Here is a 24393-nt window from a genome sequence, read left to right as displayed (position 1 = left end):
GTGAAGTAGAGCACTCTGTTCGGACGCCCGACCAGCCGTCGATGACATGAAGAGTCCGCGGAACGAACCACCGGCGTTGGGCGTTTCCTACAAGCGGTGCCGGAGCCACGCCCCGGAACCGCCGGGGATGTCGTCGAACGCCCCGGTTCGGGGGCACACTGTCCTGATACAGGCCGCCACCCGGGGGAAGCCGCCCCACCCGACCAACAGAGGGAAGTCCATGCAGATCAGTGAGCTGCTCGCCGTCAAGCGACTGCACCTGCGGTTCCTGGCGGGCGCCGAGCACGCCCACCGCGACATCCGGTGGGCCTACACCACTGACCTGCTCGAACCCGCCCGCTACCTGCGCGGAGGGGAGTTCGTCCTCACCGGGATGATGTGGCGGACGCGCCCGGAGGACTCCGAGACCTTCGTGTCCTCCGTGGTCGGCGCCGGGGCCCTGGCCGTGGGGGCGGGCACCGCCCTGGGCGAGGTCCCCGACGACCTGGTCGCCGCCTGCACGGCCCATGACATCCCCCTCGTCGAGATCCCCCCGGAGACCTCCTTCGGCGTGGTCACCGAGGAGGTGCTGCGCTCCCTCACCCAGCGTCGCTTCACGACGATCGCGGAGACCCGGGACCGCCAGCGCCGCCTGATGGCCGAGGTGGCCTCGGGCGCGGACTTCCCCGACGCCTTCGCCTCCGCCGCACGACAGGCCGGGATCACCGCGTGGGTGGTCTCCGCCAGTGGCCGCCACGTCGCGTCCTCCGGCGAGCCGCTGACGTCCGAGGAACGCGAGGACCTCGCGGCCAGGGCCCTGACCTGGTCGGCCTTCCCGTACACCACCCGGGGCTCCGCCGGAGGGCAGGGGCGCGCGCTGACGGTCGTCCCCATCCGGACCAAGGAGTCGCACCCGCTCTCCAACTGGCTGCTCGTGTGTACCGGTGACCACGAGTCCTGGAGCGAGGAGGAGCACGAGGCGGTGGCCGAACTCGTCTCCGTCAGCGTCCTGGCGCGGAGTCGCGACGAGGAGCGTTCGCTGACGACCGCGCGCCACCTGGAGGGGTTGCCCCGGCTCCTGGCGGCCCAGCGCTTCGACGAGGTCACCGCGCTGATGCGCGGCACCGGAGAGGAGCGGGCCCCCGAGCCCGACGACCGCGTGAACGTCGTGGTCAGTGCCATGATGCTCCCTGAGCCGCGCGTGCCGGACCTGGCGCGCCGCGTGGTCGCGGAACTCGTCGCCGACCACCCGGGGGCCGTGGTCACCGGCGACAACGACGCCCTGGCCGTGATCCCCGTGGAGGGCCCCGAGGACCAGGCCCGGTCCAGGACCGAGGGCATCCGCGCCGAACTGGTCCACCGCGCCCGCGTCCTGGACGGCGGGCTGCTCGACTACCGGCTGGCGGTGGGGCTGAGCTCGGCGTCCCGGGGCGTGGCGGAGCTGCGCGGCGCCGCCGTGGAGGCCCGCCACGCGCGCCGCCTCGCGGAACTGCGCGGCGGACGCTCCCGGGTGATCGCCGGGGCCGAGATCGACTCGCACGAACTCCTGCTGGCCTCGGTGCCCGAGGAGGTGCAGACGTCCTACCGTGAACGTCTGCTGGGGCCGCTCCTGGAGTACGACCGCGACCACCGCTCCGAGCTGGTCGACACACTGGAGCAGTTCCTGGCCCACTCGGGCTCGTGGCAGCGCTGCGCCGCCGCCATGCACGTGCACGTCAACACCCTGCGCTACCGGATCGGCCGGGTCGAGGAGCTCACCGGCCGCGACCTGAGCAGCCTGGAGCACCGGGTCGACCTGTTCCTGGCGCTCAAACTGCGCGACTGATCCCCGACTGTCGGTGGTGGGCGCCAGGGCGTGTTCGGTGGATGCTGCCTGTCGCGAGCGGTGCATCCAGTGGTGCTGGCGCAAGGCCGAAGAAGGAGTCAGCCCGGGTTTGGCTGTCGACTGATGAGAACGCCGTGCGAGTGCCGCTGGGGCGACGCGCAGCAGGGTGTGTGTCCGCCGAACATGCTCTAAGGTCCGGAGCGTGAGCACCGACCTTCTCGCCAAGCCCGAGACCACCGACGCCGACCTGTCCGAGCACGACCTGCGCGAGGCCCTGGCCCAGGACCCGGGAGCCCCGCGCGTCCTGACCCGCTGCGACCTCAGCGGCGCCGACCTGCGCGACGCCCACCTGGTGGACGCCCGGTTCGTCGACTGCCGTCTGGACGGGGCCCGCCTGGACCGCGCGGTCCTGGAGGGGGCGGTGTTCACCGGGGGAGGGGCCCCGGGGGCCTCCTTCGCGCACACCGAGTGCACGGACACCCGGTTCGAGCGCACGGACCTGGCCAACACCCGCTGGCAGGGCGCGCTGCTCACCGACACGGTCTTCACCGGGTGCAGGATGACCGGCGCCGGGCTCAACTCGCTGCGGGGGATCGGCTACTCCTTCTCCCAGTGCAACCTGATGCTGGCCCGGTGCAAGGGACTGGTCCTGCGCGGCCAGACCCTGGAGGGGCTGCGCCTGGACGAGGCGGACCTGGCCTCGGCCGACCTGCGCGAGACGGTGTGGGTGGAGTCGCGGCTGCGCGGGGCCAACCTGGTCAACGCCCGGTTCACCGGGGCGGACCTGCGCGGGGTGGACCTGGGGGAGCTGGAGCTCCAGCAGGCCGGTTTCCTGCGCGGTGCCACCATCGGCCCCGTCCAGGCCGGGATGATCCTGGGGTCGCTGGGCATCACCGTCAGCGAGTAGGGCACGCGGGCGCGCCCCGCGCAGCCGTTGCTGTGCGGGGCGCGGGGCCGTGTATGAATCTACGACGTAAAGGTGCGGCTTCGTCTCACTGCTCCCACGCCCCGGAGTCCACCGCGTCCGCCACGAACTCCGTGAAGGTGCGCGGATCACGCCCGAGCGCCTCACGGACACCCGTCGAGACGTGGGCGTCCTTGCCCCGGAGGATGGGGGAGAGGGCCGAGGCCACACCGCGCGCCTCCTCCTCCGACCACCCCTGGGCCACGTGTTCGGACACGAACTCCTCGACCGTCACGGGCGCGTGGGTGACCTCGCGGCCCAGACCGCGCGAGATCTCCCGCGCCACCTCGGCCAGGTCCAGAGCCCGTGCCCCGGAGAGCTCGTAGGTGCGCCCGTGGTGCCCCTCCCCGGTGAGCGCGGCCACCGCCACGGCGGCGATGTCCTCGGCGTCGATCCAGGTGGCCGCCCCGTCCCCGGTGGGCAGCCGCATCCGGCCCGACCGCACCACCCGGCTCAGGAACCCCTCGCTGAGGTTCTGGGAGAACCACCCGGGCCGCAGGATCGTCCACCCCAGACCGCTGGCCCTGACGGCCTCCTCGCCGAGCACGTGGGTGGTGACGAGGTCCGGGTCCGTCTCGTAGACCTGGGGGAAGTAGTCCCGGTCGTCGACCCCGCGGCCGGACAGGAGCACGATCCTCTCCAGGCCGTGCGCCACCGCGCGCTCCACGAAGGGCGGGGTGAGCGGTTCGGGGTCGAACGGCGACAGGTACACCGCGCGCACCCCGTCCAGCGCCCGGTCCCAGGTCGAGCGGTCCCGCCAGTCGAAGGTCCACTCCGAGGAGCGCGAGGCCGCCCGCACCTGTACGCCCTGCTCGCGCAGGCGTCGCGCCACACGCGATCCGGTCATCCCGGTCGCGCCGAGTACCAGTACCGTCACGGCTGTCCCCATCCCTCGTGGAAGGTCCTGTTCACGTAGTCGGAGAAGTCGCGCGGCTCACGTCCCAGCGCCTCCCGGACACCGGCGGACCGCGTGGACTCCAGGCCGCGCCGGATGGCCGAGAGCGCCACGACCATCTCCCCGGCCTCCGCCTCGGACCAGCCCGCCGCCGTGAGGCCGCTCGCGTACTCCTCCTCGGACACCGGCTCGTAGCGGATGGTGCGGCCCAGCGCCTTCGCGATCTCGGCGGCCGCCTCGCCCACGGTCAGGGCCCGGGGCCCACCCAGCTCGTAGGTGCGTCCGTGGTGGCCCGGCTCGGTGAGGCCCGCCACCGCCACGGCGGCGATGTCCTCCGTGTCGACCCAGGTGGTCGCTCCGTCGGCGGTGGGGAGCCGCAGCACCCCGGCACGCACTCCGTCCACCAGCAGTCCCTCGCTGAAGTTCTGGGAGAACCACCCGGGCCGCAGGATCGTCCACTCCAGGCCGCTGGCCTTCACCGCCCGCTCTCCCAGCAGGTGCGCCGGGGCGTCGTCCCCGTGCTCGAAGTAGGCCGGTCCGTCGACGCCGCGCGCCGACAGCTGGACGATCCGCTCCACCCCGAGTGCGACCGCGCGCTCCACGAACTCCGGAGTGCGGGGGTCCAGGTCGTTCTGCACCAGATAGACCGCGCCGGCGCCGTCCAGCACCCGGTCCCAGGTGGCCGGGTCGCTCCAGTCGAAGGCCCACGCGGAGGAGCGGGAGGCCGCCCGCGCCTCCACGCCCTTCTCCCGCAGCCGGGCCAGGACTCGCCTGCCGGTCATTCCGGTCGCGCCGGTCACCAGGACCGGACGTGTCGTCGTGGTGTTCGTGTTCTCTGTCATGACCCTGATTCAACCCCACCAGTATGAGACGATCCATGGCCCAGAAGCTCAACCGGATATCCCATCGTCTACGCTTGTCGGCATGGACGCACTTTCGGACCTCCTGGACGGGGTCCGCGCCCGAGGGGCGCTCTTCAGCAGGTCGGTCATGAACCCGCCGTGGGCGGTGCGGTTCGACCACAACTCACCGTTGACCCTGGTCACCATGGTGCGCGGACACGCCTGGATCGTCCCCGAGGACGGTGAGCCCCTCACACTGGCGGCCGGGGACACCGCCATCCTGCGCGCCCCCGGGCCGCACACCGTCGCCCACCCCGCCGACGCACCCGTCACCTGCACGGTCCTGGACCGGAACACCTGTCTCGGCCCCGACGGCGGAGTCCTGACCGAGGAGGCCAGCCAGGGGCTGCGCACCTACGGGGAGTCCTCGGACTCCCCGGACCTCCTGCTGAGCGGCTACTACGACGTCTCCGGCGATCTCAGCCAGCGCCTGGTCTCGGCCCTGCCGCCCGTCCTGGTCGTCCCGGGCGACGAGTGCCAGGACTGGCTCCGCGACCTGATCACCGCGGAGATCGACTGCCCCTCCCCGGGCCAGCAACTGGTCCTGGACCGCCTCCTGGACCTGGCCCTGATCACCGTGCTGCGCGCCTGGTTCGACCGCCCCGGGGCCCGTCCACCCGCCTGGTACACCGCGATGGACGACCCGGTGGTGGGCCAGGCGCTCCGCCTGATGCACAACCGTCCGGCCGACCCCTGGACCGTGGCCGTGCTGGCCGAACGCTGCGGGGTCTCCCGCGCCACCCTGGCCCGTGACTTCCGCGCGCTGGTGGGGGTCCCGCCCATGACCTACCTGGCCGACTGGCGGGTGGGCCGGGCCGCCGACCTGCTCCGCGAGTCCGACACCACCGTGGACGCGGTCGCGCGCAGGGTCGGCTACTCCAACGCCTTCGCCCTGAGCGCCGCCTTCAAGCGGCTGCGCGGCACCACACCCACCGAACACCGCCGGGGCGCGCCGGACGCGCCCGTACGGCGGGCCGCGCCGAGGGGCGGGGAGGCCCTGGTGGGGGCCGCTCCGGGCCCGGGCGGCTGAGACGCCGCAGGGGCGGCCGCCGCGTCTCCGCGACGGCCGCCCCGAACAGGTCAGGCCTCCAGGGCGCGGGCCACGGCGCCCGCGACCCCGGCGGCGGGGTCCTCCCCGTCCTCGATCTCCCAGAGGGTGTTCTCCAGGACCCGCACCAGGGTCCAGGCGCGGGCCCGGTCCCGGTCGAGCCCCGCCGCCTCGGTGAGCAGGTCGAAGCGGCGCCGGACCTCCCGGAGCGGGTCGCCGGTGGCCTCGGCCTCCTCCCACCGGTTGCGTAGCGCGGGCAGCAGCTCGAAGCCCGTGTCGCCCACCAGCGGCTTGGGGTCGATCGCCAGCCACGGCCCCCGCTCCGTGCCGGGCGGCGGCGCCAGCACGTTCTCGTAGTGCAGGTCCCAGTGGAGCAGCCGGTCACCCGGGTCGTCCGCCATCTCACGGGCCAGGCCCGCCCACCGGTCCAGGCACTCCCGGGTCCGGTCCCGTACCCGTTCCGAGGCCACCAGCTCCCCGGCGTTCGCGGCCATGCCCAGGGCCATGCCCCCGAGGTCGCGCATCCCGGGCGGCCCGGGACGGGAGCCCAACCGGGTCAACAGGGACGCGATCACCTCCAACGCCTCGTCGAGGGGGACGGTGTCCAGCCGCCGGGTGGGGTCCAGCCTCTCCAGCAGCATCGACCCGGTGTCGGGGTCGTGCTCCAGCAGGTGTACGGCGCCGTCGCCGTCCCAGGCGCGCAGGGCCACGGGTTCGCCCTCGGTCTCCTGGTCCACGGGCTGCACCTTGAGCACGGCGGGGGAGCCGTCCGCGCGCTCCACCGGCACCACCAGTGCCACGAAGCCGTGCATCGGCGTCCCGGTGGGGCGCAGCGCCCACCGGTCGCACTGGCGGGAGGCCAGTCCGGGCAGGGACGCGGGCCATCCGGGGCCCAGGATCGTGGTCAGGTGCTCGGTGAACGCGGGCGGCACGGGGATCGGGGGAGTGGGTTCGGTCATGGTCTCGGTCTCCTTCGTCGTCGCTTCAGGGCGTGATGAAGGAGTGGGGGAGGGGCGCGTGCCTAACGCATACCGAACACCTCCTCCGTGCCGTCCTACCGTTGGGCGCGGCGGCCTCGGCTGAGCGCCTCGACCATACCGCCCAGTGCGGGCTTGGGCGCGTAGTCGTCGTCGAAGGGCAGCGCGGCCGTGTACCCGGGGAACCAGTCGGGGATCCAGGAGTGGGCGTCGGCCACGCCCCAGACGGTCACCCCCACGCAGCGGGACACCGCCAGGCAGGACTCCAGGACGTGCCGGTACTCGTCGGCCTGGGCCTCCAGGTCCTCGGTGGTGGCCGGTTCGGGGACGCGCACGTCCAGTTCGCTGATCTCCACGTCCAGGCCCAGCTCCGCGAAGCGCCGCATGTTCCCGGCCAGGTCGTCGGGCACGTCGCCGTGCACGAAGTGTCCCTGGAACCCGATCCCGTGCAGCGGCACCTCCTGGTCCAACAGGTCCGAGGCGAGCTCGTACAGGGCGTCGGCCTTCTCCCCGCTGCCCTCCACCCCGAACTCGTTGATGTACAGCCGAGCCTCGGGGTCGGCCTCGTGCGCCGTCCGCAGCGCCTCGGCGACGTAGTCCTCTCCCAGGGTCCGGTACCAGAGGTTCTCGCGCAGTCGGGGGGAGTCGTCCTCGAAGGGTTCGTTGACCACGTCCCAGGAGGTCACCCGACCCTCGTAGCGGCCCATCAGCGCGCCGAAGTGCTCACGCATGACCGACCGCAGCTCCTCGGCGTCGAAGGACCCCCGCGCCAGCCAGTCCGGCAGCTGGTTGTGCCACAGCAGTGTGTGGCCCCGCACCGACAGCCCGTGGTCCTCGGCGTGGCCCACCACCGCGTCGGGGCCGCTCCAGTCGAACGTGCCGCGCTCGGGCTGGACGTACTGCCACTTCATGGTGTTCTCCGCCGTCACCGACGTGTAGTGGTCGGTGACCAGGTCCCGGTACCGGGAGTCGTGGGTCAGGGGGTTCACCGCCACGGCCACGCCCAGCTCGATCCCGTGTGAGCGGGCCAGGGCCGGGAGTTCGCTCGACGGTTCCTCACCCGGGCCTGGAAGGACCAGCGCCAGTACCGCCACCACCAGGGACACGACCACGCACACCGCCCCCGCGGTGAGAAGGACACCCTTCCCGCGCGTGGCCGCCAGCCAGCCGTCCCGGGCGGCCCCCCGAACCCCGTCGGCCCCCACCTTCTACCGGGCCCCGGCGGACACCGGGAACGCGGACAGGGACCGCACCGTCAGCGTGCCCCGTCGGGTGGGCGCGCCGGTGGGCCGCAGCCCCGGTGCCCGCTCCGCGAGCACGCGCAGCGCGATCTCGCCCTCCAACCGGGCCAGCGGGGCGCCCAGGCAGTAGTGGGCCCCTCCGGAGAAGGACAGGTGCTCACCGGCGTCGGGCCGGGTGATGTCGAACCGGTCGGGGTCGGTGAAGTGGCCCGGGTCCCGGTTGGCCGATCCGATCAGGCACATGAGCTGCTGACCGGCCCGGACCGGGACCCCCTGGACCTGCGTGTCCGCCTGGGCCCAGCGTCCGGTGAGCTGTACCGGGGAGTCGAAGCGCAGGACCTCCTCCACGGCGCCGGTGGCCAGGGCGGGGTCGGCGGTCAGCCGTTCCCACTGTTCGCGGTGGCGCAGCAGGGCCATCACTCCGTTCCCGATCAGGTTCACCGTGGTCTCGAACCCGGCGACCAGCAGCAGGCGGCACATCGCGGTCAGTTCGGTGGCGGTCAGTTCCCCGTCGTCGGACTGCCGGACCAGGGTGGAGACCACGTCCTCTCGCGGTTCGGCGCGGCGTTCGTCCATCAGACGGGCGAACAACCGGTCCAATTCTGCCGTGGCGTCGCGGATCTCCTTCAGGTGACGCGCCGAGTTGGCGCCGTCGAGCGCGGCGCCGATCACGAAGCCGATCCGCACGAAGTCGGCGTCGTCGCGCTCGGGGACGCCCAGCAGGCGGCTGATCACGGCGATGGGCAGGGGCTGGGCGAAGTCGCGCATGAGGTCGAAGTCGTCGCGGGCCAGGGCCGCGTCCAGGAGTTCGGCGGTGATCTTCTCGATCTCCGCGCGGTACTCGGTCATGCGGCGCGGGCTGAACGCGGGACGGGCGAGTCTGCGCAGCCGGGTGTGGTCGGGCGGGTCCAGTTGGAGGAAGGACAGGTCCACGACGCGGTACTGCTCGGGGATCGCGATTCCCTCGGGCGGTTCGACTCCGAAGTCGCGTGAGCGCAGGACCTCGTCGACGGCGGCGCGGGTGGTGGCGGCCTGGAAGGGGAGCCGGCTGGAGACCACCGGCCCCTGTTCGCGCATCCTGCGGTAGGTCGGGTAGGGGTTCTGCCGCCAGGGCCAGTGCAGGAGGCGGCTGGGGTGGTCTCCGCGCTGCGCGGTGAACCACGACACGCCGTGGGCCAGGCGGAGCTGGGCGTCGGTACGGAGGGTGTCGAGTGTCCGCATGCTGGGTGGCTCCTCTCAGGGACGCCTTCGAGCCTAGGCGTCCGGGCCCTCGCACCCGGGTGGAACGCCGGAGTTGGCCGTCAGTGGCCAGGTGGGAACCGAGTCCGGGGGCCGCTCGTTCGGACCGGTTGCCCTTCCCTCCTGCCCGCTCGCGCACGGGGGTCTCCGGCCCCCTCCTGCGGGTTCGTGCGAACCCCGGGACACCGGGGCGGATCACACGTCGTGTGGGTGGTCCGGGGGGCGCGGCCAACGCCTAGACTGGGGCCCCGTTCGGTAGGAAGACGCCGCAGAGCCGGAGGTTGAGGACGTTGGGGCCGCTAGAGAACTCTGATCCGGAGCGGGTCGGTCGGTACCGGCTGATCGGGCGCCTGGGCGCCGGTGGCATGGGTCAGGTGTTCTTCGGGCGCTCGGCCGGTGGCCGCGCGGTCGCGATCAAGCGCATTCACCCGCACCTGGCCACGGATCCCTCCTTCAGGCAGAGGTTCGCCCGGGAGGTCACCGCGGCGCGCCAGGTCAGCGGGGCGTTCACCGCTCCGGTCATCGACGCGGGGCCCGACGACGAGGTGCCCTGGCTGGTCACCTCCTACGTGCCCTCGCTGCCCCTGGACGAGGCGGTGCAGGCCCACGGTCCGCTGCCCGAGGCGAGTGTGCGGGTCCTGGCGGCGGGTCTGGCCGAGGCGCTGGCCGAGATCCACCGGGTCGGTCTGATCCACCGCGACCTCAAGCCGGGCAACGTGCTCCTGGCGGAGGACGGGCCCCGGGTGATCGACTTCGGTATCGCGCGGGCCACCGACGGCACCGCCGCGACGCAGTCGGTGATCGGCACGCCGGGCTTCATGAGCCCCGAGCAGGTGCAGGGCTCCGAGCTCACGCCCGCCAGCGACCTGTTCGCCTATGGCGCGGTGCTGGCCTTCGCGGCTGCGGGGACGGGGCCGTTCGGCGAGGGCAACATGCCCACGATGGTCATGCGCATCATCAGCCGGGAACCGGACCTGTCCGCCGTCCCCGAGTCGCTGCGCCACCTCATCGCGGCCTGTCTGTCCAAGGACGTGCGGGGACGGCCGGCCCCGGGCGAGATCCTGGACTACCTGGGGGACGTGCACGCCGGGTCCTCCTGGCTCCCCCCGGCGGTGATGATGGGCGTGCAGGAGCAGGTGGCCAAGGTCAACAAGGCCCTGGCGACCTCGGCGGGCGACCCCGGTGCGACCGGCGGCCACCAGCGGACCGAGTTCCTGGGCGCGGGTGGCGCGGCGGCGCTGGGTGGTGCCGCCGGGGCGGTGGCCGGAGCCGCGGCCGCGGGCGCCTTCGGGGACGACCAGTCCACGCAGGTGGCGCCCTCGGGCGGGTACGGGACGCAGGACCCCTCGGCGGGGGCCACCTCGGTGCTGGGCGACCAGCAGGGGTCCTCCCACCAGCCCACGGCGGCCTTCCCGGGCACCCAGGCGCCGGGCCAGCCCGGCCAGGTCCCGCCCACGGCCCAGTACCAGCCGTCCCAGCACCAGTCCACGCAGCAGTACGGTCAGGGCGGCCCCGGTGCGGAGGACCCCTACGCGGACCTCTACGGCGGCCGCCGCGACCAGCGCGCCGCCCCCCGCCAGGAGCAGGAGGGCCAGTACCGCCGGGCGGAGGAACAGCGCCAGCGGCAGATGGAACAGCAGCGTCAGCAGCGCCGCGCCCAGGAACAGCAGGAGGAGCAGCGCCGTCGGCAGGAGGCCGAGCGCGCCCACCGTGACCGGCTGCGCGCCGAGCAGGACGCGGCCCGTCGGGCCCAGGCCGAGGCGCGCCGTGCCGACCAGCCGGGGCTGTGGGGCTTCGTCAAGCTGCTGCCGCTGATGATCATCCCGCTGATCCAGATCCCCCTGGGGTACGGGGCGGCGTTGGCGTGGGCGTGGTTCACGGCCGAGGCCGACATGTGGACCGGGTCGGTCTTCCAGTTCGAGCCGTGGAGCGTGGACGGGTTCGTGCACGCGATGATGCTGGGCTACTTCCTGCTCAACAACATGGTGTCCCTGGAGTACCTGGTGCGTTCGCTGCGGACGTCGTTCGTGGTGGGCGTGGTGCTGGCGCTGGCCGCCATGGCCGCCACCAACTTCCTGTTGTTCAGCTTCGGTTTCTGGGGCTGACCCGGGGTCTTCGGGTGAGGGGGTGGTGGGACCGCGCGGTCCCACCACCCCCTCACCCGTTCCGCGGGTTCAGAGCAGGTAGAGGAAGACCACCAGGACCAGTCCCGCCACGGCGATCACCCACGTGTAGGGCAGGGTGGAGAGCATGGACCGTTCGGGCCGCACCCCCGCGTACTGCGAGGCCCACACCGTCTGCGTGCTGGTGGGGTCGGAGACCCCCAGCACCTGGCCGTAGGAGGCCATGAGGCCCAGCACGGCGGGCGCGGGGTAGACGTTCCCGGTGATGAGGACCCCGGCGACCCCGGCGCCCAGGCCGAAGATGTTCATCGGTCCCCGGTACAGGCTGAGCGGCACCAGGAGGGCGAAGACGAGGACGAACAGCCAGGGGTCGCTCGGGCTGATCACGGTGACCACGGGGCTCAGCGCGGTGACGGCGCCGGGGAGCCCCACGGCGGCCAGCAGCATGCCGATGGCGATGAACAGCACGATGGGTGGCGCCGCCACGTCGAAGGCCCGGTAGAGGGTGCGCAGCGCCGCCGCGGACGCCTCCCGCCAGGGGACCGCCGTGGCGAGGGCGAAGACCACACCGGTCAGCAGCGACGGGATGATGGGCACCTCGAAGCCCAGTGCCAGCACGATCGGGACCAACGGGGTGACCAGCGCGTACCAGGGCGCGTCGCCGCGTCGGCGCCGCCGCTCGGCCGCCCTCTCCCTGCGGCTGGGCGGACGGTCGGGACCGCCGCCCGCCGGGGCGGGGACCCGCACCGACCAGGTGTGCCGGGCGCCCTTGCGGCGCATCTCCACGAGGATGTACGCCAGTCCGCCGACCAGCGCGATCGGGAACAGTCGCAGCTGGAAGTGCTGGACGGTGGAGACGGGCACGCCGATGGCGTCGGACAGGAACTGCCAGTTGATCAGTTCCAGGGGCACCCCGGCGGCGATGCCCACCAGGACGGTCCCGGCCGCGACGGTGGGGGTCACCCCGACCGCGATCATGGCGGGGATGCCGACGACGCCGGCGAGCATCGCCGCCGGTGCGGAGCCGGTGATGCTGCCGCACAGGATCGCGACGAGGAAGACCCCGACGGCCACGACGGAGGGGCGCTCTCCGCCGAACTCCACGATCTTGCGGACCAGGGTCGAGGCGATGCCGGTCTCGGACATCAGGGTGCCCAGCCAGCTGCCCAGCAGGATGGCGATCATCGTGGCCGACAGGCGCGGCGCCCCCTCCTGGAGGACGGTCCCGACCACGCTGCCCTCCTCCCCGGTGAGCGGGGCCCCGGCGATCAGCGCGATGGCCACGGAGAGCAGGACGAGGGCGAAGGCGGTGGGCAGGCGGCGGGTGAGCATGAGGCTGACGCCCACCGCCATGGCGAACAGGATGCCGAAGGCGGTCACGGGTGGTCTCCGGGAGGGGTGTCGGGTCCCGACCGGTGCGGGCCCGGGTGGGAGAGGGAGGCGGCGATGGCGGCGGTGAGCGCGATCGGGCTGCGGTTCAGGGAACAGCGGTGGTGGGCGTAGGCGTGCGCGGCGATCTCGTCGGCGCCGACCACGTGTCCGCGCAGGCGCAGCGGCCCGATCCGCAGCGCGGTGTGGTCGATCCTCCGGCGCAGGGCCCGGCTGTGCCCGCCGTGCAGCAGGCGGTGGGCCTCCTCGTGGGCGAGGGCGGCCCGGCGCACGGCGGCACGCGGGTAGTCGGCGCCCCAACCGGCGGCGCGGGCCACGCGCCGGGCGTAGTCGAGGGCGTCGTCGTAGACGACCACCAGGGACCCCGAGGAGCGGTGCAGGTACTCCGCGAGCAGGATCTGGTCGGGGCGGACCCCGCCCCGGGCCCGCTCGGCCACCCGGACCTCCGGCACGTCGCGGGGGCCGTCGCGGGAGTCGGCCATCTCCCGGCCGAAGGCCAGGGCGTGCCCGGCCCAGGTGAGCAGGTCCGCCCGCTCCCGGCCCTCGTGCGTGGGGGTGAGCGCGAGCAGGTCGGCGGCGAGTTCCGCCTCGGGGGTGCGCGCGATGCGCGCGTACCGCTCACGCAGGCCGGTTCCGGGGCGCGGCTCCGGGCCCTCGCCGGGGCCGCGGGCCGGGGCGGTCACCGGCGCCGCTCCGTCAGGACCACGACCGGTTCGTCGGGGCCGCGCCGGGCGATCTCCGTTCCGGCCAGCGCCAGCAGGTGCCCGGCGTCCATGACCCCGGACAGGTCCGCGAGCTTGGGGCCGAGCAGGAGCCACACGGCGGGCGGCACGGCGCCGCCGTCCCCGTAGACGGTGCGTTCGGTGACCAGGTCCCGTAGCGCGCCCTCGGCCTGATCGGCGACGAGGGTGTCCACCTCGGCGTCGGCGCTGTGCAGCCGTACGACCCCCTCGGCGTCGACGACGCGTACGTGGGTGCGCGGACGGGCGAAGCGGCCGAGGGGGCCGCCGGGCCGCCGGACCAGGCCCAGGACCCGGTACTGGCCGTTGGCGGCGTACTCGGTGAGTTCGTCCGGGCGGGCGTCCAGGCTGGCGGCGGCAGCGGCGCGCGCCGTCGACTCGTCCGTGGCGGCGGCGCGGTCCTTGGCGCGCAGCGCTGTGGCGCCGGTGGCCACGGCGGTGACCAGGTTGCGCCGGGGGTCGACGGTGACGTCCACCTCGACGGCGGCCGGATCGGCGCCCTGGGCGAGGACGGCGCGCTCCGCCTCGGCCCGCACGGTGAGGACGTCGGTGTGGGTGGCGTCGGGGATGATGCGCTCCACGGTCTCGCGGACCAGGGCCAGGGCCACGCCCAGGGGGCTGATCACCTCGCTGTGGGCGGCGATGCGCGCGGCCATGCCCGTGCGCTCACCCAGGTAGGGGGTGACGGTGGCGGCGCCCCCGCCGCCCCCGACCAGTGAGCACACGTCGCGGTCCAGGCGGTAGTCGTCCACGAGGGCGTCCACCACCTCGGAGACGCGGTCGGTGGCGGTGCGCAGCACTCGGCGGGCGGCGGTCACCACGTCCGTGCCCAGGGCCTGGGCCAGTGGTTCCAGGGCCAGGCGGGCCGTGGTGGCCTCAGCGCGCGCGTGGTCTCCCTCGGGGACGAGCCCGGCGGCGTTGGCCGCGCAGGTGACGGTGAGGGCGAAGCGCCGTCCACCGGCCGCCAGGACGGCGTGGTCGGCCGGGTCGTCCGCCAGCGGGCTCACCAGGGCGAGGCGGGCGCCCCGCAGTTCCTCGGGGGCGGCGAAGCAGGCGTAGGGGAGCCCGGCGATGTGGGCGCTGCGCGGGCCGACACCGGTCAGGGCCGCCCCGCCGGGGGCGGTGCCGCTGACCCGGACCAGTGACCCGCCGCCGACGCCGACCGTGCGCACGTCCAGGGCGGACAGGTACGTCTCCCGGCCGCCCAGCCGGGTGTGGCGGATCTGTACGCGGCCGCGCCGGACGACGCTGATGTCGGTGGAGGTACCGCCGGTCTCCAGGAAGACGCCCTCGCTGACCCTCTCGCCCATCAGCGCCCCGGCGACCCCGGCGGCGGGGCCGGACAACACCGTGAGCAGGGGACGGGAGCGCATCTCGGGCAGGGACATCACGCCGCCGTCGCAGCGCATCACCATCAGCGGAGCACGCACCCCCGCCCGTTGGATGCTGCGTTCGACCAGGTCGGCGGTCTGGAGCATGCGGGGCATCACCCCGGCGTTGAGGGCGGCCGTGCGGGCGCGCTTGCCCAGGCCGTAGAGCCGGGTGATCTCGTGGGTGGCGGTGGCGGGCACTCCGCGCGTGGCGGCGGCGGCCAGTACCGACCGCTCGCCGTCGGGGTCGTCCACGCTGAACGGTTCGACCGCCACGACCACCTCCGCGCCCTCGGCCAGGACGGCGTCCACGCTGGCCAGCGCGGCCGCACCGTTCTCGGGGGCGCGCAGGGCGGCGTAGCGGACCGGGAGGGTCCGGCCGGAGTCGAGCCGCAGTCTGCCGAGGGAGCGCAGGCGCCGGGTGGCGAGGGCGTCGAAGCCGCTGCCCACCCCCACGATCCCGATGGTGGCGACGTCGCCCTCCAGCAGGGCGTTGGTGGCCTGGGTGGTGCCGTGCGCGAGGAAGCCGACGTCGTCGGCGCTCGCCCCGATGTCGTCGAGCAGCCGTTCCAGCGCGGTCATGATGCCGTGGGCGACGCCGTCGGCGTGGTCGTGGCTGGTGGGGACCTTGACCTGGCCCAGGAGGGCGTAGGTGGTGGCGCTGACGGCGACGGCGTCGGTGAAGGTACCGCCGACGTCGATACCGACGCGTACGGGGTCGCGGGCCGGGGGCGGGGTCGGGTCGCTCATGGGGGGCCTGTCTGTGCGGTGGTGCCTGGGGCGGGGCCGTCCGGCCGTGGGCGTCAGTAGCCGCGGACGTTGGGCCAGCGGCGTTCGACGCCGGTGCGGTCCAGCAGCGCGGTGAAGTCCCGGAGGAGGTCGGCCTTCTCGCGCACGGCGTGCGGCGTGGTGCCGTGTTCCAGGGCGAAGGCGGCCAGACGCCCGGCGGCCTCACCGACGTTCCACTCCACGGGGTGCAACCGGAAGCAGCCGTTGGTGATGTGGGTGGTGCCGATGTTCTTCGCGGCGGGCAGGAGGTTGGTCGCCCGCTCGGGCAGGAGCGCTCCCAGGGGGATCTCGAAGGGCACGCTGGCGATGTCGACGTAGTTGTCGCCGCCCGTGGAGGGGTGCAGGTCGATGCGGTAGCTGCCCACCCCCACCGAGTCGTGGCGGTGCGCGATTCCGTGCGGGCCGCGCAGGTCCAGGGAGACGTCGTGCTCGGTGACCGTGGTGACCGCCCGGATCCGCCGGGACTCCCGCACGTAGGCCGCCTTGGCCAGTCCGTACGGGGCGCCCGTGACGTCGGGGCGCGGCCTGAGGCCGGGGAAGCCGGTGCCCCCGTCCGCTCGGGGCGCCTCGGTCTGGAGCCAGTACAGGACCGACAGCGAGAGCTGGCGGGCCTCCTCGTGGGCCCGGCGTACGGTGGCGGCGTCCACCAGCCCCTCGATCTCCAGGGCGGGAGCGAGCCAGTAGTCGTTCAGCGGCCAGTTGGCCAGGGTGATGTCGGAGTCGAAGGCGCCGGGCGTGTGCAGCCCCCGGGCCAGGATCCGGCGGAACCCCCACAGTTCCTTGTCCCCGGCGTCGGCGCTCTGGTCGGCGGCGACGGCGAGCGGATCCGTCGCGGGGTTGGGTACGAAGGTCCGCGCGACCGGTTCCAGGGTGCGCGGGTCGGGCGCGGAGAAGCCCACCAGCGGCCCGGGCCAGAAGTCCGGCCGGTAGGAGCGCCAGAAGTCGTACATGGCCGGGCGCTCGATGGTGTGGTCCTCGCCCTCGTGATGGGACACGGCGAAGCAGTAGGTGATGCCCTGAAGGTTGGCGGGGTCGGCGGTCTCGGGCGCGTGCGGTTCGTCGTGCTCGGAGCGGGCCTCGGCCCCGGTGACGTGGGCGATCCCGGCCATGGGCAGCAGGTCGCCGTCCTCGGTGGCGTCCAGGACGTAGTCGGCCGAGACGGTGTGGCGCCCGCCCGCGTGGTCCTCCAGGACCACCGCCCGCACGTGGTCGCCCTCGCTGCGGACCGCCACCGGGCGGTGCCGGGTCAGGACGGTGACGCGTCCCGCCGAGCGGTGCGGAGCCAGCATCTCCTCCAGAACGGCCAGGGCCACGCGCGGCTCGTGGCAGAGCTTGCTCACCCGGCCCGCGCCGGGGTTGAGTTCGCGTCCGGCCGCGGCCTCGGCGCGCAGGGGGTACACCCGCCGGTAGTGGTCGCGGATCCCCTCGCGCAGACGCCGGTAGGAGGCGGTGCATCCGAAGCGTTCGATCCACGGGTGCTCGTCGGGTGGCACGGCCTGCGATGTGAGCTGGCCGCCGATCCAGTCGGTGGGCTCGGTGAGCACCACGCGGCGGCCGGAGTCGGCGGCCGCCAGGGCGGCGGCGACCCCGCCCAGCCCGGCGCCGACGACGAGGATCTCGGTACTGCTCTGGGGCATGTCAGTCCTTTCGGGGGTGGTGCGTCGGGGACGGCACGGGGGCGAGGGTGCCGCCCTCGACCGGTTCGCAGGGCAGGAGCCTCCGGGTGGGTTCGGAGCGGTCGCCCTCGATCAGGCGCAGGAGCAGCCGGACCGCGTCGCGGCCCATCGCGCGCATCGGCACGACGAAACCGCCGAAGTCCGCGCCGCCGCCCGGGGCGGTTCCCCGGGTGCCGGTGGGGGCTCCCAGCAGGGCCAGGGACAGGTCCTCGGGACAGCGCAGCGCCGCCCTGTCGACGGCGGCGGCCAACCCGTCCAGGGCCGCCCCGGTGTCGGTCTGTTCGACCACGACCCCGGTGACGCCCGCCTCGCGCCACTCCCGCATCCGGGCGTCCAGGTCGCGGCCGTCGGTGCGCACCACCAGGTCGGCGGTGTCCAGACCGGCCTCCCGGGCGCCCGTCAGGACCCCCTCCTCGCGGTCCGACGACGCCGGGGCCTGGTCGTGTTCGCGCAGGTAGCGCAGTGTGCGATGGCCCAGCGCGGCGAGCCTGGCCACCACCTCCGCCGAGGCCGAGACGTAGTCCGCGCCGACGTAGGGGACGCCGGGTTCGTCCCGGCGGCCGATGTAGACGAAGGGGAAGCCGTCCTCGGCCAGCCGCCGGACGGGCTCCTCCGGAACGTGCCGCCCGAAGAACAGGCAGCCGTCGGCCACCCGGACCCGACGGACGGCGGCCGGGTCGTCGGCGCGCCCGGCGGCGCGGGCGGACCCGGTGAACAGGATCAGGTCCTGCCCCTGGGCGGCCGCCTCCTCCTCCACTCCGACCAGGATCGGGTAGTAGGAGTGCGCGACGTCCGTGGGGAAGGTGGCGCTGAAGGTGTACAGGCCGAGCATGGCGTTGGTGGCCGAGGCCAGCCGGGTGGCGACCGGGTCGGGTACGTAACCGAGTTCCTCGGCCGCGTCCATGACGCTCTGCCGGGTCCGCTTGGCCAGCGCCATCCCGGCGGGGGTGCCGCGCAGGACCAGGGAGACGGTGGCCTGGGAGACCCCCGCCAGCCGGGCGATGTCGGACTGGCGGGGTCTGCGCCGTCCGGTCGGCCTGGGATGGTTCACCTGTCACTCCTCCGAGGGGGCGGGCTAATGCGCATTAGTCCATGACTGTGAGCTGGGTCATGCCCGGTGTCAAGGGGAGGAGCGCGGATTTCCCGGTGAAGGGCGGAGTGTTTCGCTAATACGTATTAGACCCTTGACCAGCCCATCGTGGCCGGTGAGACTCGGTGCCCTGGAGTGCGTCCCCCGACCCCGCTCCGGAAGGGATCCGCCATGCCCGACGCCCGCGCGAACCCGGAGAACCAGCCCCCACCGCACCCGTCGCCCGCCGACGGCGGCGTCGACCGCCGCGCGGCGCTGCTCGGCACCGGCGCCGCCGCCCTCCTCGCCGCGGGGGCCGTCCCGGCCGCCGCCCGCGCCGCGACCGCCACCACAACGGCCGACGTGCTCCCCGCCTTCACCTACCTGCGCGAGGCGCTGGACACCTCGTCGCTGTCCTACAACCCGACCGGGGAGCTGATCTTCCCCTGCATCCGGGGGACCGGAGGGCGGCTGCCCGACGCCCCCGGCCGGTTCCTGCTCTACTACGCCCCGCACGAGGACCCCGGCGGCCTCTGCCTGGCCTACGGCGACGATCTGGAGGGCCCCTTCACCGAGCACCCGGGCAACCCGGTCGTCGCCAACGTGTGGGAGCCGCACTACCGGGTCAGCCACGTGTCCTCACCGCACGCGCTCTGGAACGCCGAACACCGGGAGATGTGGCTGTACTTCCACGGGGAGAACCACACCACCCGCCTGGCCCGTTCGCGCGACGGCGTGAACTTCACCTACGAGGGCGAGGTCCTGACCACGAGCATGGTCCCGGGCACCACCGAGGCCTCCTACGCGCGCGTCTTCGAACACCCCCTGCCCGACCGGGGCGCCCGCTACGTCATGGTGTTCATGCGCAACGGCCCCGGGGACAACCGGTCCATCGGCTGGGGGTGGTCGGCGGACGGCATCACCTTCGACTTCGACCCCGAACCGCTGGTCGACCACGCCGACGTCGGGCTGGCCAACCTGTCCGGCCCGCACCTAGTCATCAGGGGCGGCAGCACCTACGTCGTCTACCACACCGACCGGGGCGACATCCGGATGACGGAGGTGGGCCGGGACTTCGGGACGCGCCGCCACATGGGCGTGGTGCACACCCCGCTGTCCGGTCCACCGGACTCGGGGCGCTCGGCCGCGCCCTCCTACGCGGTCGACGGAGGCCGGGAGTACATGTTCTACGAGGCGGGGCACCGCCTCGGGGCGACCATCGCCATCGCGCGCTCGGGGTGAGCACCCCGGCGTGACGGGGACCGGCCCCGCGCCACGGGGCCGGCCCCCGGCTCGCGTCCCCGGCTCCCGTGTCCCGGATCAGACCGGGGCGCCGCTGCGCTCCCCGCTGATGGCGCGCACACGGTGGAAGACCGGACGCGTGGGGGAGAGCGCCGAGCACGTGCTGGGGCACTCCGTGCCCTCCTCGGTCTCCACCTCGACCGCGTACAGGCCGCCGTCGTGGCCCAGGGTGATCCGGGCCCCCGTCTCGGTCTCCTCCTCGGTGAGGTGGGTGAGCGCGTCGACGCCCACCGGCACGCCGAGCCGGGTGCGCAGCGCGGCCTCGGCGGCCTGCGCGGGGGAGGAGTCGGTGCAGCGGCCCCGGTAGTTCTCGGGCAGGACGAGCCCGCGCTCGAAGGCCGCGACCGTGTCCTGGGCCCCCTCCGGGGTCAGCCGACCGAAGTAGACACCCTGGGGCAGGGCCACGAGGTTGGCGGCGAAGCGGTCACCGCCCACGTGGGTGGTCTCCCACACCTCGGCCTCCCCACCGGCCAGGGCCGCGGCGACCGGGCGGCCCAGCATCGCGCAGCAGGGGTCCTTCTTGGCGTGGGTGCACACCAGGTAGAGGGTGTGGTCCACGGGGCGGCCGAACGAGGGCGGTTCGGGGCGTTCGGCGGCGGTGACGTCGATGTCCAGGAGCTCCGCGAGGTCGTGGAAGTCCACCCTGCGAACCCAGGGGCGGGTGCGGCTGGTGTGGACGAGGTAGGCGCGCAGGGGGCGGCCGGTACGGGCGCGGTCCCGGGCGCCGGGGCGTTTGATGAGCTGGGGGCGGACGTCGCGCCCGGCGATGCGCCGCGACAGCTCGGCGACGACCGCCCTGTCCAGGCCCTCGCTGGAGAGGGCCGGGTGGCGCCAGGGCCCGTCGTGCTCGATCAGCAGCCATCCGCCGGTACGGCCGGCGGTGCCCGCGATCTGCTCGTCTGTGTAGCGGGCCAGGGCCGAACAGCCTCGTCGGCCGTCCGGGGCGGTGGGTAGCCGCACGGGTCCACGTCCAATCGGATGGTGCTCACTGCCGCGCGCACACGGGGGCGTCGACAGGGGAGGACGCCACACCCGAGTGGCTGTTTGGTTAGGCTACCCTATCCCGCCCGGTAGGCGCGGGTCGGAGCGGGTGTCGGTGTCCGCGCGTCGGTCGGTTCGGCCTTCCCCCGGGGGTGCGCCTCCCCTTTCCCGCGCGTCCGCGCGCTCCCGGTCGAGGGCTCGCGGGGTCCGCCCGGCTCCGGGGCGGGGGCTCCTCAAGGGTCCTGACCAGGCCCGGTCGCCCGGTCCCGTGCCGTTCGTGTGTCCCAAATGTGGCCCGGGCACACCTTGACCCCGTGACGCGGATCACTTAAGTTCACTTTCAGAACACGTGTTCGCTAGGCGTACAGCCTTGGTCGGCCGCGCCCCCACCCCCCACACTGGAGTTGCGATGCGTCCCACCCTGGTCGCCCTCACCACGGGAGCGGCGCTGCTGGCCGCGACGGCCTGCGGCACACCCACCGACGACACCGACGGGACGACCACCGTCACCGCCGGGGTGATCCCCATCGTCGACGTGGCCCCCGTCCACCTCGGAGTGGAACAGGGCTTCTTCTCCGACCGGGGCATCGACCTCCAGCTGGAGTCCGGCTCCGGCGGGGCCGCCATCGTCCCCGGAGTGATCAGCGGGGAGTTCGACTTCGCCTTCAGCAACATCGTCTCGCTCATCGTCGCCCGTGAACAGGGACTGCCCCTGACCGCGCTCTCCAACGGGGTCACCAGCGCGGGGGAGCAGGGTGCCGACTTCGGCGGCGTGTTCGTGCTCTCCGACAGCGACGTCACCGGCGCCGCCGACCTGGAGGGCCGCACCGTGGCCGCCAACAACCTCAACAACATCGGTGACACCACCGTGCGCCAGTCCGTGCGCGCGGCGGGCGGCGACCCCGCCGAGGTGGACTTCGTCGAACTGCCCTTCCCGGACATGCCCGCGGCCCTGGAGACCGGACAGATCGACGCGGTCTGGGCGGTCGAACCCTTCGCCTCCACGATTCGCGAGGCGGGCCACCGCGAGATCGCCTCCAACTTCGTCGACACGCATCCGGACCTGTCCGTGGCCGCCTACTTCACCTCCGAGAACCGGATCGCCGAGGACCCCGAGCTCTTCGAGGACATCACCGCCGCGCTCCACGAGTCCCTGGCCTACGCCGAGGCCAACCCCGACGAGGTCCGCCGCATCCTGGCCGAGTACACCGAGATCGACCCCGAACTCATCGAGCGGATGGCCCTGCCCCGCTTCCCCGAGGAGATCAACGAGGAGTCCGTGCGCACCCTCGCGGACCTCATGGTCACCGACGGCCTGGTGGACGACGCCCCGGACCTGGACCCACTGATCCGATGACGACCACGCGCACGGCCCCACCCCGGGGCGGCGGCCGCCGCGCCGCGCCCCACCGGCCCCTCCTGGGGGCTCTGGGCATCGCCGGACTCCTGGCCCTGTGGGAGCTCGCGCCCCGCCTCGGCGCGGTGCCCGAACGCCACTTCCCCCCGGTCTCGGAGGTCCTGGCCACCCTGGCCCAGCGCGCCACCACCGCCCCCTTCTGGGCGGCGGTGGGCCACACCCTCCACGGGTGGGCGCTCGGCCTGGCCATCGCCCTGGCCGCCGCCGTCCTGCTCGGCCTCGCCCTGGGCTCCACCCCCCGACTGCGCGCCTTCACCACCTCCACGGTGGACTTCCTGCGCCCGATCCCCTCGGTGGCGCTCATCCCGCTGGCCGTGCTCATGTACGGCACCGACATCCGCTCCACCCTGCTCCTGGTGGTCTACGCCTGCTTCTGGCTGATCTACGTCCAGGTGCTCTACGGGGTGGCCGACGTGGACCCGGTGGCCGAACAGACCGCGCGCTCCTACGGCCTGGGGCGGCTTGCCCGCATCCGCCACGTGGTCTGGCCCACCACCCTGCCCTACCTGATGACCGGGCTGCGGCTGGCCGCCGCCGTCGGCCTCATCCTGTCCATCACCGCGCAGCTGGTCATCGGCTCCCCGGGCATCGGAGACCAGATCACCAACGCCCAACAGGGCGGCGCCGTCGCCCTCGTCTACGCCTGGATCGTCGCGACCGGCCTCCTCGGCGTGGCCATCAACACCGGCGTGCGCGCCCTGGAACGCCGCGTCCTGCGCTGGCACACGTCCGTCCGCGGGGAGGCCGCAGCATGAGCCAGCCCACCACCGCACCCGGCACCAACGGCGCGGGACACCGGCCCGACCGGCCCTCCCCGGCCCCCACCCGCCGTGCGCGCCGCCGCCACGGAGCCCCCGGTCCGGGACTGCGCCTGCTGCACGTGCTGGCGCTGCCCACCGTCATCGTGGGCGTGTACTGGGCGGTCACCGCCCAACCCGGGGCGAGCTTCTACACGCCCACCCCGCCCGCCATCGCCTCGGCCTTCGTCGAACTGTGGTTCTCCGAACGCTTCTTCGCGGACGTCCTGCCCAGCCTGGGCCGTCTCCTCGTCGGGTTCGCGCTCGCCGCGGTGCTCGGTGTGGGACTGGGGGTCCTCCTCGGCCTGGACGCGCGCGTACGCGCCACGGTCGAACCGGTCCTGGAGTTCCTGCGCGCCATCCCGCCGCCCGTCCTCGTCCCACTCATGATCATGCTCGCCGGGATCGACGACTCCATGAAGGTCACGGTGATCGTCTTCGGCTGCGTGTGGCCCGTCCTGCTCAACACCGTCGAGGGCGTGCGCGCGGTGGACCCGGTCCTGTCCGACACCGCCCGCTGCTACGGCCTCTCCGGTCCCACCCGGCTGCGCGTCCTGGTCCTGCGCTCGGCCAGTCCGCAGATCATGGCCGGTCTGCGGCTGGCGCTGGCCCTGGCCATCATCCTCATGGTGATCAGCGAGATGTTCGCCAGCTCCAGCGGCCTGGGGTTCGCCATCGTGCAGTTCCAGCGCACCTTCGCCATCCCCGAGATGTGGGCCGGGATGGTCCTGCTCGGCGTGATCGGCTTCCTGCTCTCGTCCCTGTTCGAACTCGTCGAGGGGCGCGTCCTGGGCTGGTACCGCGGCCTGCGCGCCGCCAGCCGGGGGGAGTGAGCCACCATGCACCACAGCGACCACCAGGGGGAACGACCCGCCATGCTCAAGGTCACCGGCCTACAGAAGACCTACGACGGGGGCTCCTCGGCGGTGGAGGCCGTCCGCGACCTGACCTTCGAACTCACCGAGGGCGAACTGGTCTGTCTCGTGGGCCCCTCCGGCTGCGGCAAGACCACGCTGCTCAAGTGCATCGCCGGACTCATGGCCCCCACCAGCGGCACCGTGGAACTGGCCGACCAGCCCGTGCTGGCCCCGCCGCCCGGCATGGCCGTCGTCTTCCAGGAGTACGGCCGCAGCCTGTTCGCGTGGATGAGCGTGCGCGCCAACGTCGAACTCCCCCTCAAGGAGAAGAAGCTGCCCAGGGGCCGGCGGGCCGCACTCGTCGCGGAGTCACTGGAGGCGGTCGGCCTGACCGCGTTCGCCGACGCCTACCCCTGGCAGCTCTCCGGCGGCATGCAGCAGCGCGTGGCCATCGCCCGGGCCATCGCCTACGAACCCCAGGTGCTGCTCATGGACGAGCCCTTCGCGGCCGTGGACGCCCAGACCCGTGCCGACCTGGAGGACCTGGTCCGCGACCTCTGGCGGCGCCTCGGCGTGACCGTCCTGTTCGTCACCCACGACATCGACGAGGCCGTCTACCTCGGAGAACGCGTGCTGGTGCTGTCTAACTCACCCACCGTGGTCCAGGACGACATCACCGTGGACCTGCCAGTCGAACGCGACCAGCTCACCACCCGCCAGGACGAACGCTTCACCGAACTGCGCGCCCGCGTCTACGCGCGGATCCAGCGCGCGAAACGCGGCACCGACCGGACCGCCGCCTGATCCGACACG

The 24393-nt window shown here is 73.5% G+C and carries 20 protein-coding genes; 9 read left to right on the top strand and 11 right to left on the bottom strand.

All coding sequences use genetic code 11. From position 1 onward, the window contains the following. The first annotated feature begins 220 nt into the window (after positions 1 to 220). On the top strand, positions 221 to 1804 hold the full coding sequence (locus tag AC0VYL_RS14380; protein WP_475453223.1) for a PucR family transcriptional regulator: 1584 nt from the start codon (positions 221 to 223) through the stop codon (positions 1802 to 1804). Positions 1805 to 2006: 202 nt separating this feature from the next. After that, on the top strand, positions 2007 to 2711 hold the full coding sequence (locus AC0VYL_RS14375) for a pentapeptide repeat-containing protein (protein WP_475453221.1): 705 nt from the start codon (positions 2007 to 2009) through the stop codon (positions 2709 to 2711). 85 nt (positions 2712 to 2796) lie between these two features. Here the strand turns inward: AC0VYL_RS14375 and AC0VYL_RS14370 are convergent, their stop codons facing one another. Both AC0VYL_RS14370 and AC0VYL_RS14365 read right to left on the bottom strand, forming a co-directional pair. After that, positions 2797 to 3657 carry an NAD(P)H-binding protein gene (locus AC0VYL_RS14370; protein WP_475480432.1) on the bottom strand — a complete coding sequence of 287 codons (861 nt, stop codon included), beginning with the start codon at positions 3655 to 3657 and terminating at the stop codon, positions 2797 to 2799. Continuing rightward, positions 3642 to 4505, bottom strand: a complete 864-nt coding sequence (locus AC0VYL_RS14365; protein WP_475480431.1) for an NAD(P)H-binding protein — start codon at positions 4503 to 4505, stop codon at positions 3642 to 3644. The genes AC0VYL_RS14370 and AC0VYL_RS14365 overlap by 16 nt, the downstream gene beginning before the upstream one ends. Before the next feature lie 82 nt (positions 4506 to 4587). Here AC0VYL_RS14365 and AC0VYL_RS14360 point away from each other — a divergent pair, with 82 nt between their 5' ends. Then, positions 4588 to 5595 carry an AraC family transcriptional regulator gene (locus AC0VYL_RS14360; protein ID WP_475480430.1) on the top strand — a complete coding sequence of 336 codons (1008 nt, stop codon included), beginning with the start codon at positions 4588 to 4590 and terminating at the stop codon, positions 5593 to 5595. 50 nt (positions 5596 to 5645) lie between these two features. Here AC0VYL_RS14360 and AC0VYL_RS14355 read toward each other — a convergent pair whose 3' ends face one another. From AC0VYL_RS14355 to AC0VYL_RS14345, 3 genes are all read right to left on the bottom strand, one after another. Continuing rightward, entirely contained in the window at positions 5646 to 6572 is a 927-nt protein-coding gene (locus AC0VYL_RS14355; protein ID WP_475480429.1) for an aminoglycoside phosphotransferase family protein, read from the bottom strand. Between the two features lie 95 nt (positions 6573 to 6667). Then, positions 6668 to 7708 (bottom strand): endo-1,4-beta-xylanase, encoded by a 1041-nt coding sequence (locus AC0VYL_RS14350; protein ID WP_475480428.1) that lies wholly within the window; start codon positions 7706 to 7708, stop codon positions 6668 to 6670. A gap of 90 nt (positions 7709 to 7798) precedes the next feature. Then, the gene (locus AC0VYL_RS14345) at positions 7799 to 9052 is read right to left on the bottom strand and encodes a cytochrome P450 (RefSeq protein ID WP_475480427.1); all 1254 of its coding nucleotides are present in this window, start codon (positions 9050 to 9052) and stop codon (positions 7799 to 7801) included. Positions 9053 to 9360: 308 nt separating this feature from the next. Here AC0VYL_RS14345 and AC0VYL_RS14340 point away from each other — a divergent pair, with 308 nt between their 5' ends. Then, positions 9361 to 11175, top strand: coding sequence for a serine/threonine protein kinase (locus AC0VYL_RS14340; RefSeq protein ID WP_475453209.1), 1815 nt, complete (start codon positions 9361 to 9363; stop codon positions 11173 to 11175). A 69-nt stretch (positions 11176 to 11244) separates the two neighbouring features. Here AC0VYL_RS14340 and AC0VYL_RS14335 read toward each other — a convergent pair whose 3' ends face one another. Genes AC0VYL_RS14335 through AC0VYL_RS14315 form a run of 5 tightly spaced genes read right to left on the bottom strand, consistent with a single transcriptional unit; the run spans position 11245 to position 18208 of the window. Next, complete coding sequence (locus AC0VYL_RS14335) at positions 11245 to 12573, bottom strand: transporter (RefSeq protein WP_475480426.1); 1329 nt, start codon at positions 12571 to 12573, stop codon at positions 11245 to 11247. Next, positions 12570 to 13265 (bottom strand): hypothetical protein, encoded by a 696-nt coding sequence (locus AC0VYL_RS14330; RefSeq protein WP_475480425.1) that lies wholly within the window; start codon positions 13263 to 13265, stop codon positions 12570 to 12572. Before AC0VYL_RS14330 ends, AC0VYL_RS14335 begins: the two co-directional genes overlap by 4 nt. Continuing rightward, entirely contained in the window at positions 13262 to 15442 is a 2181-nt protein-coding gene (locus tag AC0VYL_RS14325) for a hydantoinase/oxoprolinase family protein (RefSeq protein ID WP_475480424.1), read from the bottom strand. The genes AC0VYL_RS14330 and AC0VYL_RS14325 overlap by 4 nt, the downstream gene beginning before the upstream one ends. Before the next feature lie 53 nt (positions 15443 to 15495). Then, positions 15496 to 17118 (bottom strand): FAD-dependent oxidoreductase, encoded by a 1623-nt coding sequence (locus AC0VYL_RS14320; RefSeq protein ID WP_475480423.1) that lies wholly within the window; start codon positions 17116 to 17118, stop codon positions 15496 to 15498. A gap of 1 nt (position 17119) precedes the next feature. Next, positions 17120 to 18208 carry a LacI family DNA-binding transcriptional regulator gene (locus AC0VYL_RS14315; RefSeq protein WP_475480422.1) on the bottom strand — a complete coding sequence of 363 codons (1089 nt, stop codon included), beginning with the start codon at positions 18206 to 18208 and terminating at the stop codon, positions 17120 to 17122. 210 nt (positions 18209 to 18418) lie between these two features. Between AC0VYL_RS14315 and AC0VYL_RS14310 the strand changes: the two genes are divergently transcribed. Then, the gene (locus AC0VYL_RS14310) at positions 18419 to 19468 is read left to right on the top strand and encodes a hypothetical protein (RefSeq protein WP_475480421.1); all 1050 of its coding nucleotides are present in this window, start codon (positions 18419 to 18421) and stop codon (positions 19466 to 19468) included. Positions 19469 to 19546: 78 nt separating this feature from the next. On the opposite strand, the gene AC0VYL_RS14305 is transcribed toward AC0VYL_RS14310, so the two are convergent. Continuing rightward, entirely contained in the window at positions 19547 to 20488 is a 942-nt protein-coding gene (locus AC0VYL_RS14305) for a sucrase ferredoxin (protein WP_475480420.1), read from the bottom strand. Positions 20489 to 20918: 430 nt separating this feature from the next. On the opposite strand from AC0VYL_RS14305, the gene AC0VYL_RS14300 reads away from it, so the two are divergent. The 4 genes from AC0VYL_RS14300 to AC0VYL_RS14285 are packed head-to-tail and all read left to right on the top strand — an operon-like array spanning position 20919 to position 24384. Continuing rightward, positions 20919 to 21866 (top strand): ABC transporter substrate-binding protein, encoded by a 948-nt coding sequence (locus tag AC0VYL_RS14300; protein WP_475480419.1) that lies wholly within the window; start codon positions 20919 to 20921, stop codon positions 21864 to 21866. Beyond that, positions 21863 to 22681, top strand: coding sequence for an ABC transporter permease (locus tag AC0VYL_RS14295; protein WP_475453191.1), 819 nt, complete (start codon positions 21863 to 21865; stop codon positions 22679 to 22681). Before AC0VYL_RS14300 ends, AC0VYL_RS14295 begins: the two co-directional genes overlap by 4 nt. Continuing rightward, on the top strand, positions 22678 to 23556 hold the full coding sequence (locus tag AC0VYL_RS14290) for an ABC transporter permease (protein ID WP_475480418.1): 879 nt from the start codon (positions 22678 to 22680) through the stop codon (positions 23554 to 23556). Before AC0VYL_RS14295 ends, AC0VYL_RS14290 begins: the two co-directional genes overlap by 4 nt. Positions 23557 to 23598: 42 nt before the next feature. Then, a complete protein-coding gene (locus AC0VYL_RS14285; RefSeq protein ID WP_475483513.1) occupies positions 23599 to 24384 on the top strand; it encodes an ABC transporter ATP-binding protein in 786 nt (261 codons plus the stop codon). Positions 24385 to 24393: the final 9 nt, after the last annotated feature.

The organism is Nocardiopsis sp. iso_238 (assembly GCF_056173325.1).
Note: the sequence above shows the minus strand (reverse complement) of the source record. Positions and strands in the feature narration are given on the sequence as shown.